Source organism: Arthrobacter sp. ok909 (assembly GCF_900104405.1).
Classification (GTDB): domain Bacteria; phylum Actinomycetota; class Actinomycetes; order Actinomycetales; family Micrococcaceae; genus Arthrobacter; species Arthrobacter humicola.
Genome location: NZ_FNJS01000021.1, coordinates 20,175 through 34,946, shown reverse-complemented (window position 1 = coordinate 34,946; position 14,772 = coordinate 20,175). Strand labels below are relative to the sequence as shown.

Here is a 14,772-nt window from a genome sequence, read left to right as displayed (position 1 = left end):
CCCGCTTATCCGTTGCGAAGAATGCTGGCCGCCGTGTCCAGGCCTTCTTGTGTTCCCACTGCGACGAGGAGGTCGCCGGGGTGGAGGACGACGTCGGGCCCAGGAGAGGGGAGGACCTCACCCTCGCGCATGATGGCCACGATTGAGACGCCGCTGCGGGTCCGGATGCAGGCCTTTCCCATCGGCTGGTTGTGGAAGGGGGATTCGGCACTGATTGAGAACTGGCGCGTAACGATCCCCGGGACTTCCCTGTGGGCTTCGGAGAGCTGCATGGCGAGGCGCTGGCCACCCAGGAGGTTGCCCAGGGCGGCGGCCTCGTCCGCGGTCAGCGGAATGGAAGCCTGGCAGGTATCAGGATCGTCCCAGGTCGAGACGATGAGTTCCGTTTGGCCTTCACGGTATTCGACCACGCCGATCCGGCGTCCCGAGGCAGTCATGAAGTCCTTGCGCCGGCCGAGGCCGGGGAGGTCCGTCTCATCCACGTTCATATCTTCAGCCTAGTGCGCGAACCGGAAATTCGGACGCCTCAGACCGCGGGGACGACCGCGATTTCGGTCCTGTCCGGGGCCTTGACCGGCAGGAGGACGAGCAGGCCCGCAAGCAGCACCACCATGATGCCCAGGATGCCCCAACGCTGGGCCTCGCCGGTGGCCACGAGGGGGGTGGCGACGGTGATGCACAGGGTAAAAAGGGCCGGGGCAAGGAAACTCACAGCCCGGCCTGTGGTGGCGTAGAGCCCGAAGAGCTCGCCGGATTCCCCGTGCGGGGCGAGCCGGGCGAGGTACGCGCGGGAGGACGACTGGGCCGGTCCCACGAAGAGGCACAGGAAGAGGCCGAAGATCCAGAAGGTGGTGGTGCCGGCCCAGGCCAGGCCGAGGAATTCGTAGCTTCCGTTGCCGAGCACCAGGATGGCGGTGCCCGCGAGCAGCAGGCCGGCCAGGGACGCGATAATCACCGCCTTCGGTCCGATCCTGTCATCCAGGAAGCCACCGAAAACTGCCCCGACGGCCGCCACGACATTTCCGAAGATCGCGAAGAAGATAACGTCCTTGAGTTCGAAGCCAAAGGTTCCGGCCGCGATCACGCCGCCGAAGGTGAACACGGCGGCCAGGCCGTCCCGGAAGATGGCGCTTGCGAGGAGGAAGTAGATGGTGTGCGGGCTGGTCCGGTAGATCGCCTTGATGCGCCGGACCAGCAGGCCGTAGGAGGCGAAGAAGCCCAGCCGCGCGCCCCGCCCGGCGCGCGGCAACTCCGGCACGGCGAAGAGCACGGGCAAGGCGAAAATGAAGAACCACAGGGCCGAAAACACTGCCACAAGCCTGATGTTGAGGCTGTCCGCGGTGGAGGCGCCAAACCAGTCGAAGCTGGGCTGGACAAAGAGCTGGAGCACTATCAGCAGCGCCACAATGCCGCCGAGGTACCCCATGCCCCAGCCGAAGCCGCTGACCTTGCCGATGTTCCGCGGGGTGGAAATCTGCGCGAGCATGGCGTTGTAGTTAACCCCCGCGAATTCGAAGAAGACGTTGCCCAGCGCAATCAGCGTCACGCCGAGAAGCAGGAATTCCGGCCGCGGGAAGACGAAGAAACACAGCCCGGTCAGGACCGCGACGGCGGCCGTGTTGACCCCCAGCCACAGTTTGCGCCGGCCCCCGGTGTCCGAGCGCTGCCCGGTGACGGGGGCCAGCAAGGCGATGGCCACGCCGGCAACGGCCAGCGCGGCGCCCAGGACCGCCGAGGCTTGGTCTTCGCCGCCGAAGGCCTTGGAGGTCAGGTAGACGGTGAAAACGAACGTTGTCATGACGGCATTGAAGGCTGCCGAGCCCCAGTCCCATGACGCCCACGCGAGGATCCGACCCTTGTGCGAGACGGGACTTCCCGCTTCCAGTTCCGACGACGGTCGCATGGCTTCGGGGGCGGCGGCAGTGTTCATAGCCAGAATGGTAGCCGCCGCGGACACCCTCGGACTGTCCCCCGCGGGAGTCCCCGGCGGCTTTTGCTACGAATTACTCAGCGGCCGGCGTCCCTGCCAAAAGAATTTGTACACGCTTGGTAAACTGTCCGCACCGAACCTAACAAATGAACCGCCTGCCCTAACTTGCTGACAATCGAATTTCTGACGTTGCGGAGACACCAGTGATCACAGTCCTTGCCGTGCACTTTGCGGTGGCTGTCGTGGCCCCGCTGCTGTTCCGAAAGTTCGGCAGGAATTCGTTCTATGCGCTGGCCGCGGTTCCCGCGGCCTCCTTTATCTGGTTGCTCCTGCAGCACGACGCCGTTTATTCGGGTGCAGTCTCTTCAGACAGCGCAATCGCCGAGGCGATCCCTTGGGTTCCCGCCCTCCAGCTGGAACTCGCGTTCCGGATGGACGCACTGGCCTGGGTCATGTCCCTGCTGGTCCTTGGGGTCGGAGCGCTGGTGCTGGTCTATTGCGCCCGGTATTTCAAGAACAAGGACGACTACCTCGGCGGGTTCGGGGCCCAACTCCTGGCCTTCGCCGGTGCCATGTTCGGCCTCGTCACCGCCGATGACCTCCTGCTGATGTTCATCTTCTGGGAACTGACCACGGTGCTGTCCTACCTGCTGATCGGCTACGCCCGCACCAGGCTGTCCGCCCGGCGCTCGGCGCTGCAGGCGCTCGTGGTGACCACTGCCGGCGGCCTGGCCATGCTCGTGGGGCTCATCATCCTGGGGTCGACGGCCGGAACATACCGGATCCAGGCCATTCTGGACATGGCCCCCGCGCTCGTCACCGGCCCCGCGGCAGGCGCCGTGAGCGCCGCCGTCGTGCTGATCCTGATCGGTGCGATCACCAAATCCGCCCTGGTTCCGTTCCACTTCTGGCTCCCCGGCGCGATGGCCGCCCCCACGCCCGTGAGCGCCTACCTGCACGCAGCGGCCATGGTGAAGGCCGGGATCTACCTGGTGGCCCGGCTCGCCCCCGGGTTCGCCGGGATCCCGCCGTGGCTGCCGATCGTGCTGGGCCTGGGCCTGGCGACCTTGCTGGTCGGCGGCTACCGGGCACTCCGGCAAACCGACATCAAACTCATCCTCGCCTACGGCACCGTGAGCCAGCTGGGCTTCCTGACCATGGTGGTGGGCCTCGGCACTCCCGACGCGGCGCTCGCCGGACTCGCCCTGCTCCTGGCGCACGGATTGTTCAAGGCCACGCTGTTCCTGGTGGTGGGCATCATCGACCACCAGACGGGGACACGGGACATCCGCAAGCTCTCCGGCGTCTACGGCTCGGCCCGGGCACTGGCGATCGTAGCGGCGATCGGCGCGGCCTCGATGGCGGGCGTACCCCCGCTGGCCGGCTACGTCGCCAAGGAATCGGTGTTCGAGGCCTTCATCCAGTACAGCTCGGAGTCCGGGACCGGGCCCTGGCTGCTGGGAGGCGTGGTCCTCGGCTCCGTCCTGACCTTCGCCTACAGCGCCCGCTTCATGTGGGGCGCCTTCGCCGTCAAGCCCGGTGTGGAGCCCACTGCATTCAAACCGATCAAACCCGCCTTCCTTGCCGCACCGGCAATCCTGAGCCTCCTCACGATCCTGTACGGCCTGTGGCCCGCCCCCGTGGACGGCTGGATCCAGCCCTATGCGGAGCTTTTTGTGGACGGCTCCGGCTCCTCGCCCGGGCACCTGGCGCTGTGGCACGGCATCACCCCCGCCCTGGGACTGACTGCGGCGACGTTCGCCCTGGGCCTGGCCATGTTCTACGGCCGCAACGCCGTGGCCCGGCTGCAGGCCCTGGTGCCGGGCTGGATCGACGCCGACCGCGCGTACCAGCAGACGATCGGCGCGCTGGACGACACCGCCGTCTGGGTCACCGGCCGGACCCAGCGAGGCTCGCTGTTCTTCTACCTCTCCGTCATCCTGACCGTGGCGTTCGTCCTGCCGCTGACGGCGCTGCTCGTGGCCAACAAGCCGCTCCCTCGCGGACTCTATGTCATCGATCCGGGCTCGCCGCTGCAGTTGGTGGCCGGTGCGGGGGTCGTGATCGGCGCGCTCGCCGCGGTCCGCGCCAACAAGCGGTTCCTGGCCGTCCTGATGGTGTCCGTCACCGGCTACGGCATTGCCCTGATGTTCGCGCTGCAGGGCGCCCCTGACCTCGCGCTGACCCAGATGCTGGTCGAAACGATCATTCTAGTGGCGTTCGTGCTGGCCATGCGGAGCCTCCCCGCGGCGCTGCGGGACCGCACCGGCGGGAAATACCGGGTCATCCGCGTGGTGATCGGCCTGGCGTTCGGCGCCACGATGATCTTCGTGGCCATCTATGCCCTCGGCGCCCGCGTGGCCGAGCCGGTCTCCCTGCAGTTCCCGCAGCTCGCCTACGAGGGCGGCGGCGGCCTCAACGTCGTCAACGTGACCCTCGTGGATATCCGCGCCTGGGACACCTTTGGCGAGATCTCCGTCCTGGCCCTGGCCGCCACCGGCGTGGCCAGCCTCATCTTCGTCCGGGGCCGCGGCGACCGCATCCGGACGGCCGCCACAGTCGCGGAAGGGACCGTCGGCCGGTGGACCGGGGCCCGGGGCAGCACCCGGGACGATGCCGCCCTGGCCATGAACCGTCGGTTCGCTGCCGCCACCCGGGACGCCTGGCTGGTGGCCGGCCGGACTCTGGCCCCCGAACGCCGCTCGATCATCTTCGAGGTGGTCACCCGCCTGATCTTCCACTCCATGATCGTGTTCTCCATCTACCTGCTGCTCGCCGGCCACAACCTGCCCGGCGGCGGCTTCGCCGGCGGCCTCACGGCCGGACTCGCCCTGACCATCCGCTACCTCGCCGGCGGACGCTTCGAACTGCGCGAAGCCACGCCGGTCGGCGCCGGTACCCTGCTGGGAATCGGCCTGGCCACCGCCGCGGCCGCCGGAATGACGCCACTGCTGCTGGGCGGACAGGTGTTCCAGAGCGCCATCGTGGAACTGTGGCTGCCGGTGTTCGGCGACATCAAGTTCGTCACCTCGACCATCTTCGACATCGGCGTGTACGTCGTCGTGGTCGGCCTGGCCCTGGACGTGCTGCGCAGTCTGGGGGCCGAAATCGACGAGCACTTCGAGGAACAGCCCGAGTCATCCGACGAAGGGCCGTCCGACGATGCTCCGTCCGATGACGATGAGGGCGGTCTCACGGCCGAAACAGCCGACGCGGAAACGACAGCCAGGGGGAAAGCATGAACGTCAATCTGACCCTGCTGACGGTCATGGGGTCCCTGTATGCCTGCGGCATCTATCTCATCCTTGAACGCAGCCTCACCCGGGTCCTGCTGGGCCTCATGCTGTTGGCCAACGCCACCAACCTCCTGATCCTCGCCACCGGCGGGTACGCCGGACTGGCGCCGATCTTCGACAAGAACACCCCCGCCGGGGACTACAGCGACCCCCTCCCGCAGGCCCTGATCCTGACCTCGATCGTGATCTCCTTCGCCGTCACGGCGTTCATGCTGGGCATCATCTACCGGACCTGGGTCCTGGCCCGCCAGGATGAAATCCAGGACGACTCCGAGGACCGCCGCGTCGCGGAAACCCCGAGCTTCGACGCCGAGGACGATTCCGTGATTCCGGTCGAGACCTCGGAGTTTCCGCTGGCGATGATCGGCTCCGACGGCGCCGGGCTGGTGAACACCCCTGTCGGTGGAGGACCGGGTCCCGGATCCGGTTCCAGCCAGGGAAGCGGTGCTGCCGCGGTCATGTCCGGCGACCGCCCGGTGCGGGCCGAACAGGCCGCCTCCGAAGAACAGCCCGGCTCCCTGAACGTCGACCCCAGACCGGAAGGAGGCGGACAGTGAACATCGCCAGCTTTGCCCCGCTCGCCGTCGTACTCCCCATCCTGGGCGCCGCCCTGACGTTCCTGCTGATCCGCCACCCCCGGGCCCAGCGGGCCGTCAGCATCGCCATCCTGACCCTGACCCTGCTGCTGGAATGCGGGCTGCTGGCCTCCGTTTGGGAGGGCGGGACGGCCGCGGTGAATATCGGCGGGTGGATGCCGCCCTGGGGGATCGTGCTGGTGGTGGACCAGTTCTCCTCGCTCATGCTCGTGGTGTCCTCGGCCGTGAGCCTTGCCGTGCTGATCTACGCAACCGGACAGGGCATGGCCGACGGCGACCGCGACGCGCCGGTCTCGATCTTCCACCCGACCTACCTGATCCTCGTCGCCGGGGTGTCCAACGCCTTCCTCTCCGGAGACCTCTTCAACCTCTACGTCGGCTTTGAGATCCTGCTGACCGCCAGTTACGTACTCATCACCCTCGGCGGCACGGGCCCGCGCATCCGGGCCGGCGTGACCTACGTGGTGGTCTCCGTGGTGTCCTCGGTGCTGTTCCTGATCGCGATCGCCATGATCTACGGCGCCACCGGAACCATCAACATGGCGGACCTCGCCATCAAGCTCGGCGACCTGGACCAGGGCACCCGGACGCTGCTGCACGTCATGCTCCTGGTGGCCTTCGGCATCAAAGCCGCCGTCTTCCCGCTGTCCTTCTGGCTCCCCGACTCCTATCCCACCGCGCCGGCCCCCGTCACCGCAGTGTTTGCCGGGCTGCTGACCAAGGTGGGTGTCTACGCCATGGTCCGCACGGAGACGCTGCTCTTCCCGGGGGATGCACTCAACGCCCCGCTCATGGTCGCGGCGCTGCTGACCATGGTGGTGGGAATCCTCGGCGCCCTGGCCCAAAGCGACATCAAGCGACTCCTGTCCTTCACCCTGGTCAGCCACATCGGCTACATGGTGTTCGGCCTGGCCATGTCCACGGTGGCCGGCCTCGGCGCCGCGGTCTTCTACGTGGCCCACCACATCACCATCCAGACCAGCCTGTTCCTGGTGACCGGCTTGATTGAACGCCGGGGCGGCAGTTCTTCCATGGACCGCGTCGCCGGGCTGGCCAAGCTCTCCCCGGTCCTGGGCGTGCTGTTCTTCATTCCGGCCATGAACCTGGCCGGCATCCCGCCGTTCTCGGGCTTCCTGGGCAAACTGGGACTCCTGCAGGCGGGCATCGAACTCGGGACGCCGCTGGCCTACGCCCTGGTGATCGGGGGAGTGCTGACCAGCCTGCTGACCCTGCTGGCGATCGCAAGGGTCTGGAACCGGGCGTTCTGGCGCAAGCCCGAGGACGCGGAACACCCCGATCCGGTGCTCCTGGCCGCACCGGAGGATTCCGCGACCGGAGACCGGGCCGGCAGGACCAACGTGACCCTCCTGCCACGCACCATGGTGGGCTCCACCCTGGGCCTGGTGCTCTTTGGCGTGGCTCTGACCGTCTTTGCCGGGCCGTTGTTCAAGGTCGCGGACCAGTCCGCCCACGAGATGCTGGACCGGTCCGCCTACATCCACGCCGTGCTTGGCGAGGACGCCCCGGTCCCGCCCGTGCCGTCGGCGGTCCGGCCCGGCCAGCAGCAGGGCGGCGGGAAATGACCCGGAAAAGGATCTCCCTGCGGCAGGAACTGCCGCTGCTGGTGTGGCTCGTGTTTGTCTGGGGTGCCCTGTGGCAGAACTTCAGCCCCGGCAACCTCCTCTTCGGCGCCCTCATCGCTGTGGTTGTGGCGCGGGTTTTCTACCTGCCCCCGGTGGAACTCGGCGGCCGCTTCAACGTGCTCCGCGCCGTCCCCTTCGCCATCGTCTTCCTCGGGAAAGTCGTCGCGGCCAGCTTCCAGGTCCTCTACCTCGCCGTGGTCCGCGGCCCGGACGTGGTCAGCGCAATCGTCGCCGTGCCGCTGCGGAGCCATTCGGACGTCCTGGTGACGGCCACCGGGCACGTGATCTCGCTGATTCCCGGATCCCTCGTGGTGGAGGTGGACAGGTCCACGTCCACCCTTTACATCCACGGCATCAACGTCCGCAACGCCCAGGACGCGGCCAAGCTGCGCAAGGAAGTCCGCGACACCGAGGCCGGGCTGATCCGGATCATGGGGACCAAAGCGGAACTGTCCGCCCTTGCCCAGGAGGCCGCCGCATGATGCAGATCGTCCTGACGGTGACAGCCGTCGTACTTTCCCTGGCGGCTGCGGGGGCGATCATCCGGATCGCGCGGGGCCCGTCGCTGCTGGACCGGGTGCTGGCAGCCGACGTGCTCCTGGCCATCTTCGGTGCGGCCCTGTGCATCGACATGGCCGTCAACCGGCACCTGAACAACCTGATGCTGCTGGTGGCGATTTCCCTCATCGGGTTCGTCGGCTCGGTCACCGTGGCCCGGTTCGTGGCCGACAGGAAGGAGAACGTCCGTGAATCCTGAAACAGTGATCGACGCCGTCTCTGCCGTCTTCATGGTGGTCGGCGCCCTGATGTCCCTCGGCGCGGCCGTCGGCCTGCTGCGGTTCCCGGACCTCATGAGCAGGATGCACGCCGCCACCAAACCGCAGGTCCTGGGCCTGTTCCTGCTCCTGGCGGCCCTTGGCCTGCAGATGCGCACCTGGTGGGTGTGGCCCGTCCTGGTGGTGGCCTGGCTCTTCCAGCTGCTCACCGTCCCCGTATCAGCCCACATGGTGGGGCGGGCCGGCTACCGCACCAAGCACCTGCACCCGGAACTGCTGAGCGCCGACGAACTCGAGGCCGTCGTTCAGAAGGCGGCCCAGCAGGCGGCCCGGCAGGCGGCGGACCAGCACGGAACGGACGACGGCGAGGCCCGCCGTTGAGCGTGGGGCGACCCACGCTGGGCCCCGGAGAAAGAAGTGTCGGCTACGCAGCCGCTTACGTGCCAGAATCCTCACATGACCAAGGAACGCAGTGAACTGAAGAGCATCGGATATGAGATCTTCATCGGTATCCTTTCGATCCTGTCGATCATCAATCTCGTGCTCTTGTATGTTGTGCAGGATAAGTCGCTCGACACCGTGCTCACGGTGATGAACGCCGTTTTCAGCGTGATCTTCCTTGCCGACTTCATGTACCGGGTCGTCACCGCGCCATCGCCGGGCGCCTATGTCTTCAAGCACTTCGGCTGGGCCGATCTCTTGGCCAGCATGCCTTTCGAACAATTCAAGATCCTGCGCATCTTCCGGCTGATCCGGGTGTACCGCCTGCTCCGCGATGTCGGCATCGGCACGATCGGCCGCGCGCTGAGCAAGGATCGGGCCGGCAGCTCCTTGTACATACTGCTGCTCATGGGCGTTTTCGTGCTGGAATTCGGAAGCCTCTCGATACTCCGCGTCGAGCAGGGCGCCCCGGGGGCCAACATCACGACTACCTCGGGCGCCATCTGGTACACGATCGTCACGATCTCGACAGTTGGATACGGCGACCAGTATCCGGTCACCGATGCGGGCCGTACCATCGGGGCAGGCATCATCGTCATCGGCGTCGGCATCTTCGGCACATTCACCGGTTACCTGGCCAACTTCTTCCTGTCTCCCAAGAAGAAGGAGCCGGAGCCCGTTGAGTCGGCCGACACCAGCGCAACGGTCGAAGGACTCCGCCTGCGCCTCGAAGAGTCCGAAGCCAAGCTCACCGAGATCAGAAAGCTGCTCGTCGATCCGAGCTAGTGAACGTCATTGAAACGCCCTGGTTAGACGATGTCCTGGGTCTTGGCGAAGCGGGTGATCGCGCGCTGGGTGCCGCGGTTGGCGAGCACCTGGATGACGGCGCTGACCGAGGCAGAGATCAGGGCGAAGGTCAGGGCCGTGCGCAGCGTAGTGGGGACGTCGTCGTCGTGGCCCTTGGGCGGCTTGTTGCCGGTGGCCTTCTCCCAGACGGTGTCAACGACCTTGGTGCCGACATAACCGGCCAGCAGGCTGACGCCGGCGCCGAGCAGTTTGATGACGAGGCTCATTCTTCGTAACTCCTTGGGAGAGGAAACAGGGCTGCCCCTAGCCTAGCGTTCCTTGCCCGGGCATCCAGACAGGGCCAACGCCCCTGTTTGACGGCGCCCGCCGGACGTACTTTCGAGCATGAAACAGCCCCAGACCCAACCGCTCGGCCATGCCCGGGGCGCCGCGGCGGACAGCCAGAGCTGGCGGCAGCTCTACTTTTGGGCCGCGATCTCCGCCGTCGCGTTCGTGGCAGTGGTTCTGGACGCCGTTGCCCCACCACCGATCCACGGGGGCGCCGAAACCCTCGAGTTCATCGCCCGGCACAAGGCCGTCTACGTCGTCGAACAACTCCTGTGGACCGTGCCCCTTCATTCTTCCGGTTCTGGTATTCGGGACCCTCTTCGTGGCACTCTCCCCGCTCAACAAGAGCCTGGCCCTCATGGCCACGGTGATCGGCGCCCTGCCGTGGGCGCTGTTCCTGGCCGTTCCGGTCACGAGCCGCGGATCGATGATCCTGGTCAATCTCAGTGACAGCTACGCGAACGCGATCAGCACCGCCGGGGCCGATGCCCGGCTCCGCTATGCCGCCGCGGCGGAGGCGGTGATCGCCGAGAACAACACGCCCGCCGCCGTCGGCGCCCTGTCCGCGCTCGGCATCCTGCTGATCTCGCTGACCATGCTCAAGGGCGTGCTGCCCCGCGCGGTGGCCTGGCTCGGGGTGGCCGCGGGCGCGGTTGGCGTGGTGGCGGAGGCACTCCGTTTCGCCGTTCCGGAGCTCTACCTGGTGTACGGCATCCTGATGTGGGCCTGGTTCACGGCAGTGGGGATTGCGCTGATCCGGCTGTCCCGGAGGACGCCGCGCGCGGGCGGCGCCGCCGCCTAAGCTCCCGGGGTGAGGACCGTCCGTAAAGCCTCGACCACGAGGTCGTGGTCCGCCTTCTGCGGCAGCCCGGAGACAGTCACGACGGCCACGGCCCCGGTGCCGCGCACGTAGATGGGGAACGCTCCGCCGTGGGCGGCGAACTCCATCTGATCGAACCAGGCGTTCTCCTCGATCCTTCCGCCGGCAGCGCGGGCCCGGAGGCCCACCAGCAGGGACGGGACCTCATAGCGCTGTGCCGTGCGCTTCTTGGCGTTGATCCAGCGTTCGTTGTCCGGGGTGGCGCCGTCCAGCGCCGCGTGGAAGAGCACCTGCTCCCCCTTGGTGATGTCGACGGCGATGGGTAGCGAGCGTTGCCTGCCCAGCTCAACCAGGAGCAGCCCGAGGTCCAGGGCATTGTCCTTGCTGAACGACGAGAACTGGAGCGCATCCATTTCGGCCAGCACACGGCCGATGAGCGCCGCCAGGGAACCGTGCGGTTGCGGCTCGCTCGAGTCCGGGTCGTACTCGGCGGAGGGATCGGGTGTGGCCGGTGTGTGCGTCAAAATGGTCCAGCTTTCCGGTGGGCGACAAGGCCGCCCGCTCGCGGGTCCGGGGGCCGACAGGTCGACTCTACCAAGCGGTTCTTCCCGGCTGCGGGGAGCGCCTGGGCCAGGCCCCGGATTGTGACAGCACACCACTGAAAACCCGGGCCGTTCGGGTGTAAACTGAGCCAGCCCACAAGGGCGAAAAAATTACGACAGGGGAGCGCCGCCGTCGGGTATCGCCGGAATAGTCCGGGGAAACCAGTGGTGGGCGCTGAGAGTGCGGACAGCCGCAGACCCTCGAACCTGATCCGGTTAGTACCGGCGCAAGGGAGTCGAGTTCTCAGGGTGCGCGGAGGGCGGCGGAAGCCGAGGCCGGCCGTAGCACCCTCCCCTCCTGTTCCTCAGGAGGACGACATGACAGATATTTCAGCACAGCATGGTTCCAGCAGCCGTTCATCGGCCCGGCGCACCTACAACTGGCGTGTGGTGGACATCGTGGTGGCCGCCCTGATCGCCGTCGCCGGGGGCGTCATCTTCTGGGCCTGGGATCAGGGCGCGAACCTGATTTCCACCCCCGTCAACGCCATCTACCCGCCGCTCAGCGGACTCTACGCCGGCGGATGGATGATCCCGGCAGTGCTCGGCATGCTCATCATCCGCAAGCCCGGTGCAGCCCTCTTCTGCGAGACGGTGGCGGCCACGGGCGAGCTCATCATGGGCTCGCAGTACGGCACCACGGTCCTGATCTCCGGGGTCCTGCAGGGCCTCGGCGCGGAACTGGTGTTCGCGGCCTTCCTCTACAAGAAGTTCAACCTCCCGGTGTCCCTGCTGGCCGGAGCCGGCGCGGGCCTCTTCTGCGGCCTGAACGACTCCTTCCTGCCGTGGGGCTGGAACATTGCCTACGAAGCCGGCGACAAGCTCGCCTACATCGTCTTCACCACCATCTCCGGCGCCGTGATCGCCGGCGGACTGTCCTGGCTCGCCACCCGCGGACTGGCCAAGACCGGCGTGCTGGGCTCCTTTGCCTCCCGCAAAGCCGCCACGGAGCCTGTCTTCTCCTGAACCACGTTCCTGAACCCCACTCCGGAACGGCCCTCTTGGAATTGCACAGGCGACTCATGACATCTTCACCAGGCGTCCGCCCGGCCGCCGTCACGGCCCGCGGCTGGGGCTGGCGGCACGCCGGAAGGCCCCGGCCCGCGGTCAGCGGACTTGACCTGGACATCCAGCCGGGGGAGCGCGTGCTCCTGCTGGGCCCGTCCGGCGCCGGCAAATCAACTCTGCTACATGCGCTGGCGGGTGTGCTCGGAGACGGCGCGGCGGGAGAGGCCGGCGACGCCGAAGAATCCGACGAGACCGGCAGCCTGCTGATCGACGGCGCTGCGCCCCGGGCGCAGCGCGGCCGCGCCGGGCTCGTGCAGCAGGACCCGGAAACCCAGGTGGTGCTCTCGCGCCTCGGCGACGACGTCGCCTTCGGCGCCGAAAACCTCTCCGTCCCGGCCGGGGAGATCTGGCCGCGGGTGCGCGAGGCGCTCGACGACGTCGGGCTGGGCAGGCTGCCGCTGAACCACCCGACATCGGCGCTGTCCGGCGGCCAAAAGCAGCGCCTGGCGCTCGCCGGGATCCTCGCGATGCGGCCGGGGTTGCTGCTGCTCGACGAGCCAACCGCCAACCTGGATCCCGCCGGCGTTCTGGAAGTCCGCGATGCCGTTGGCCGCTGCCTGGACAAGACCGGCGCCACCCTGGTGGTGGTGGAGCACCGGGTGGCGGTCTGGAAGGACCTCGTGGACCGGATCGTGGTGCTGCAGCCCGGGTCCGCCACGGACTCCGCGGTCCTGATTGACGGGCCGCCGGACCAGGTCCTGGCCGAGGCGCGGGACATGCTCATCGGTGCGGGCGTCTGGGTGCCCGGCTACGTGCCCGCAACACGCACCCGGACCGCCCCGGCCTCCGGGCACCTCCTGCTCTCGTCGAACGCCCTCGCGGTGTCCCGCGAGCGGCCGCGGCGGGCCGGACTGCGCGAGGGTTTCCGCACGATTGCGCCGCGCCCCGTGCAATCCGGGATCACGGCCCGGGTCCGCGCCGGAGAGGCCCTGACCATCACCGGGCAGAACGGTTCGGGGAAGTCGACCCTGGCACTGACGCTCGCCGGCCTCCTGCGCCCCGTGGCGGGAACGGTCTCTGCCACGACGGAACTCAGTGGTTGCGCCAATGGTCGCGTAGGCGATGGCGCCGGGACCGACCCATACCGGTGGAAAGCCCAGCAACTGATCGCCAGGATCGGGACCGTGTTCCAGGAACCCGAGCACCAGTTCGTCACCGGCAGGGTCCACGACGAACTCATGTTCGGGCCCCGCCACCTCGGCTACGGCGAGGACCGTGTGGACGAGCTCCTGGAGCGGCTGCGGCTGACGGAGCTCGTGGACGCCAACCCCTACACGCTCTCGGGCGGCGAGAAACGGCGCCTCTCGGTGGCCACCGTGCTGGCGGCGCACCCGCAGGTACTGGTCCTGGACGAGCCCACGTTCGGCCAGGACGCAAACACATGGGCCGAGCTTGCCTCGTTCCTCTCTGAACTTCTCGACGCCGGCACCGCCGTCGTCTCCGTGACGCACGACGCCGAATTCAGCGCCGTCCTTGGCGGCACCGAACTGCGCCTCCACGGCCGGGACACCGCCGCCGGCCCGGACCGGGAGCTGCCGGAGGCGGCCGCATCATGAGGGATGAACTGAGCGTACGCGGCAACCATGCGCTGCTGACCCGCGCCAACCCCCTCGCGAAGTTCACGGCGGTCACCATGGTCACCCTGGTGCTGGCGCTGTCCATCGACTGGGTCTCGGCGTCGGTGGCGCTGGCCTTCGAACTGATGCTCTTGCCGCTGGCCGGGCTGACCGTTGCCCTGCTGTGGCAGCGCGGCTGGCCGCTGATCCTCGCGGCGGCGCTCGGCGGCTGGAGCACCGCCATCCTGGCGCACGACGCCGGAGCCGTCCTGTTCGACGCCGGGATCTGGTCCATCAGCGCCGGCTCCCTGCAGCTCGGGATCAGCTTCATGCTCCGCGGGCTCGCGATCGCCCTGCCCGCGGTGCTGCTGATGAGCTGCACCGACCCCACGGACCTTGCCGACGCACTGGCCCAGAACGCGAAACTGCCGCACCGGTTCGTCCTGGGCACCTTGGCCGCCATGCGGCTCGTGGGGATCATGGCCGAGCAATGGCAGACCATCGGGATGGCCCGGCGCGCCCGCGGCGTGGGCTCAAGCGGCAACCCCTACCAGCGCTTCCGCGCCACCATGGGCCAAAGCTTCGGCTTGCTGGTGCAGGCGATCCGGAGCGCCTCCCGGCTCGCGGTGACCATGGAGGCCCGCGGGTTCGGCGGCGCGGCGCGGACCTGGGCCAGGCCGTCCACGTTCAGCGGACTCGACGTCTGGGTGCTTTTGGGCGGGCTGGGCATTGCGGCAGCCGCCGTTGCGGCGGCCCTCGGCACGGGCACCTGGAACCTCGTCTTCCTCACCCGCCAGTAGCCGGGGCAGCGTCCGGCGCGTCGCCAGCCTCCGCCGTCGGGCGCGTCCGACGCGCCGGTTATCGCATGATGCGGGTAGGCGTGTGAGATTGGCGCCATTCCGGCGGCAAT

Annotated in this window: 15 protein-coding genes and 1 riboswitch; of the genes, 11 read left to right on the top strand and 4 right to left on the bottom strand. The window is 67.9% G+C overall.

Features of this window, described 5'->3' with window-relative positions:
• Positions 1-5: 5 nt before the first annotated feature.
• Together BLR03_RS16010 and BLR03_RS16005 are read right to left on the bottom strand one after the other, a co-directional pair.
• Positions 6-488 (bottom strand): cation:proton antiporter regulatory subunit, encoded by a 483-nt coding sequence (locus tag BLR03_RS16010; protein ID WP_091254529.1) that lies wholly within the window; start codon positions 486-488, stop codon positions 6-8.
• A 38-nt stretch (positions 489-526) separates the two neighbouring features.
• Positions 527-1,930, bottom strand: coding sequence for an MFS transporter (locus tag BLR03_RS16005; protein ID WP_091254527.1), 1,404 nt, complete (start codon positions 1,928-1,930; stop codon positions 527-529).
• A 203-nt stretch (positions 1,931-2,133) separates the two neighbouring features.
• Between BLR03_RS16005 and BLR03_RS16000 the strand changes: the two genes are divergently transcribed.
• The 7 genes from BLR03_RS16000 to BLR03_RS15970 all read left to right on the top strand — a co-directional run bounded on the left by BLR03_RS16000 (position 2,134) and on the right by BLR03_RS15970 (position 9,468).
• Entirely contained in the window at positions 2,134-5,172 is a 3,039-nt protein-coding gene (locus tag BLR03_RS16000) for a Na+/H+ antiporter subunit A (protein WP_091254525.1), read from the top strand.
• Complete coding sequence (locus tag BLR03_RS15995; RefSeq protein ID WP_091254522.1) at positions 5,169-5,783, top strand: Na(+)/H(+) antiporter subunit C; 615 nt, start codon at positions 5,169-5,171, stop codon at positions 5,781-5,783. Before BLR03_RS16000 ends, BLR03_RS15995 begins: the two co-directional genes overlap by 4 nt.
• Positions 5,780-7,405, top strand: coding sequence for a Na+/H+ antiporter subunit D (locus BLR03_RS15990; protein ID WP_091254520.1), 1,626 nt, complete (start codon positions 5,780-5,782; stop codon positions 7,403-7,405). Before BLR03_RS15995 ends, BLR03_RS15990 begins: the two co-directional genes overlap by 4 nt.
• Positions 7,402-7,947: a Na+/H+ antiporter subunit E gene (locus BLR03_RS15985; protein WP_091254518.1), complete on the top strand. Its 546-nt coding sequence runs from the start codon at positions 7,402-7,404 to the stop codon at positions 7,945-7,947. The genes BLR03_RS15990 and BLR03_RS15985 overlap by 4 nt, the downstream gene beginning before the upstream one ends.
• Entirely contained in the window at positions 7,944-8,222 is a 279-nt protein-coding gene (locus tag BLR03_RS15980; protein ID WP_091254515.1) for an MrpF/PhaF family protein, read from the top strand. Before BLR03_RS15985 ends, BLR03_RS15980 begins: the two co-directional genes overlap by 4 nt.
• Complete coding sequence (mnhG, locus tag BLR03_RS15975; protein WP_302846596.1) at positions 8,212-8,622, top strand: monovalent cation/H(+) antiporter subunit G; 411 nt, start codon at positions 8,212-8,214, stop codon at positions 8,620-8,622. Before BLR03_RS15980 ends, mnhG begins: the two co-directional genes overlap by 11 nt.
• 75 nt (positions 8,623-8,697) lie before the next feature.
• On the top strand, positions 8,698-9,468 hold the full coding sequence (locus BLR03_RS15970; RefSeq protein WP_091254513.1) for an ion transporter: 771 nt from the start codon (positions 8,698-8,700) through the stop codon (positions 9,466-9,468).
• Between the two features lie 23 nt (positions 9,469-9,491).
• Here the strand turns inward: BLR03_RS15970 and BLR03_RS15965 are convergent, their stop codons facing one another.
• Positions 9,492-9,755: a DUF4235 domain-containing protein gene (locus tag BLR03_RS15965; protein WP_091254511.1), complete on the bottom strand. Its 264-nt coding sequence runs from the start codon at positions 9,753-9,755 to the stop codon at positions 9,492-9,494.
• A gap of 383 nt (positions 9,756-10,138) precedes the next feature.
• Here BLR03_RS15965 and BLR03_RS15960 point away from each other — a divergent pair, with 383 nt between their 5' ends.
• Positions 10,139-10,618, top strand: a complete 480-nt coding sequence (locus BLR03_RS15960; RefSeq protein ID WP_091254508.1) for a hypothetical protein — start codon at positions 10,139-10,141, stop codon at positions 10,616-10,618.
• On the opposite strand, the gene BLR03_RS15955 is transcribed toward BLR03_RS15960, so the two are convergent.
• Positions 10,615-11,160 carry a heme-degrading domain-containing protein gene (locus BLR03_RS15955; RefSeq protein WP_091254505.1) on the bottom strand — a complete coding sequence of 182 codons (546 nt, stop codon included), beginning with the start codon at positions 11,158-11,160 and terminating at the stop codon, positions 10,615-10,617. The genes BLR03_RS15960 and BLR03_RS15955 overlap by 4 nt on opposite strands.
• Positions 11,161-11,346: 186 nt before the next feature.
• Positions 11,347-11,490, top strand: a riboswitch (TPP riboswitch).
• A 66-nt stretch (positions 11,491-11,556) separates the two neighbouring features.
• Here BLR03_RS15955 and BLR03_RS15950 point away from each other — a divergent pair.
• Genes BLR03_RS15950 through BLR03_RS15940 form a run of 3 tightly spaced genes read left to right on the top strand, consistent with a single transcriptional unit; the run spans position 11,557 to position 14,662 of the window.
• A complete protein-coding gene (locus tag BLR03_RS15950; protein ID WP_091254502.1) occupies positions 11,557-12,204 on the top strand; it encodes an ECF transporter S component in 648 nt (215 codons plus the stop codon).
• Between the two features lie 56 nt (positions 12,205-12,260).
• Positions 12,261-13,862, top strand: a complete 1,602-nt coding sequence (locus tag BLR03_RS15945; RefSeq protein WP_091254500.1) for an ABC transporter ATP-binding protein — start codon at positions 12,261-12,263, stop codon at positions 13,860-13,862.
• On the top strand, positions 13,859-14,662 hold the full coding sequence (locus tag BLR03_RS15940; protein WP_091254497.1) for an energy-coupling factor transporter transmembrane component T family protein: 804 nt from the start codon (positions 13,859-13,861) through the stop codon (positions 14,660-14,662). Before BLR03_RS15945 ends, BLR03_RS15940 begins: the two co-directional genes overlap by 4 nt.
• The last annotated feature ends 110 nt before the right edge of the window (positions 14,663-14,772 follow it).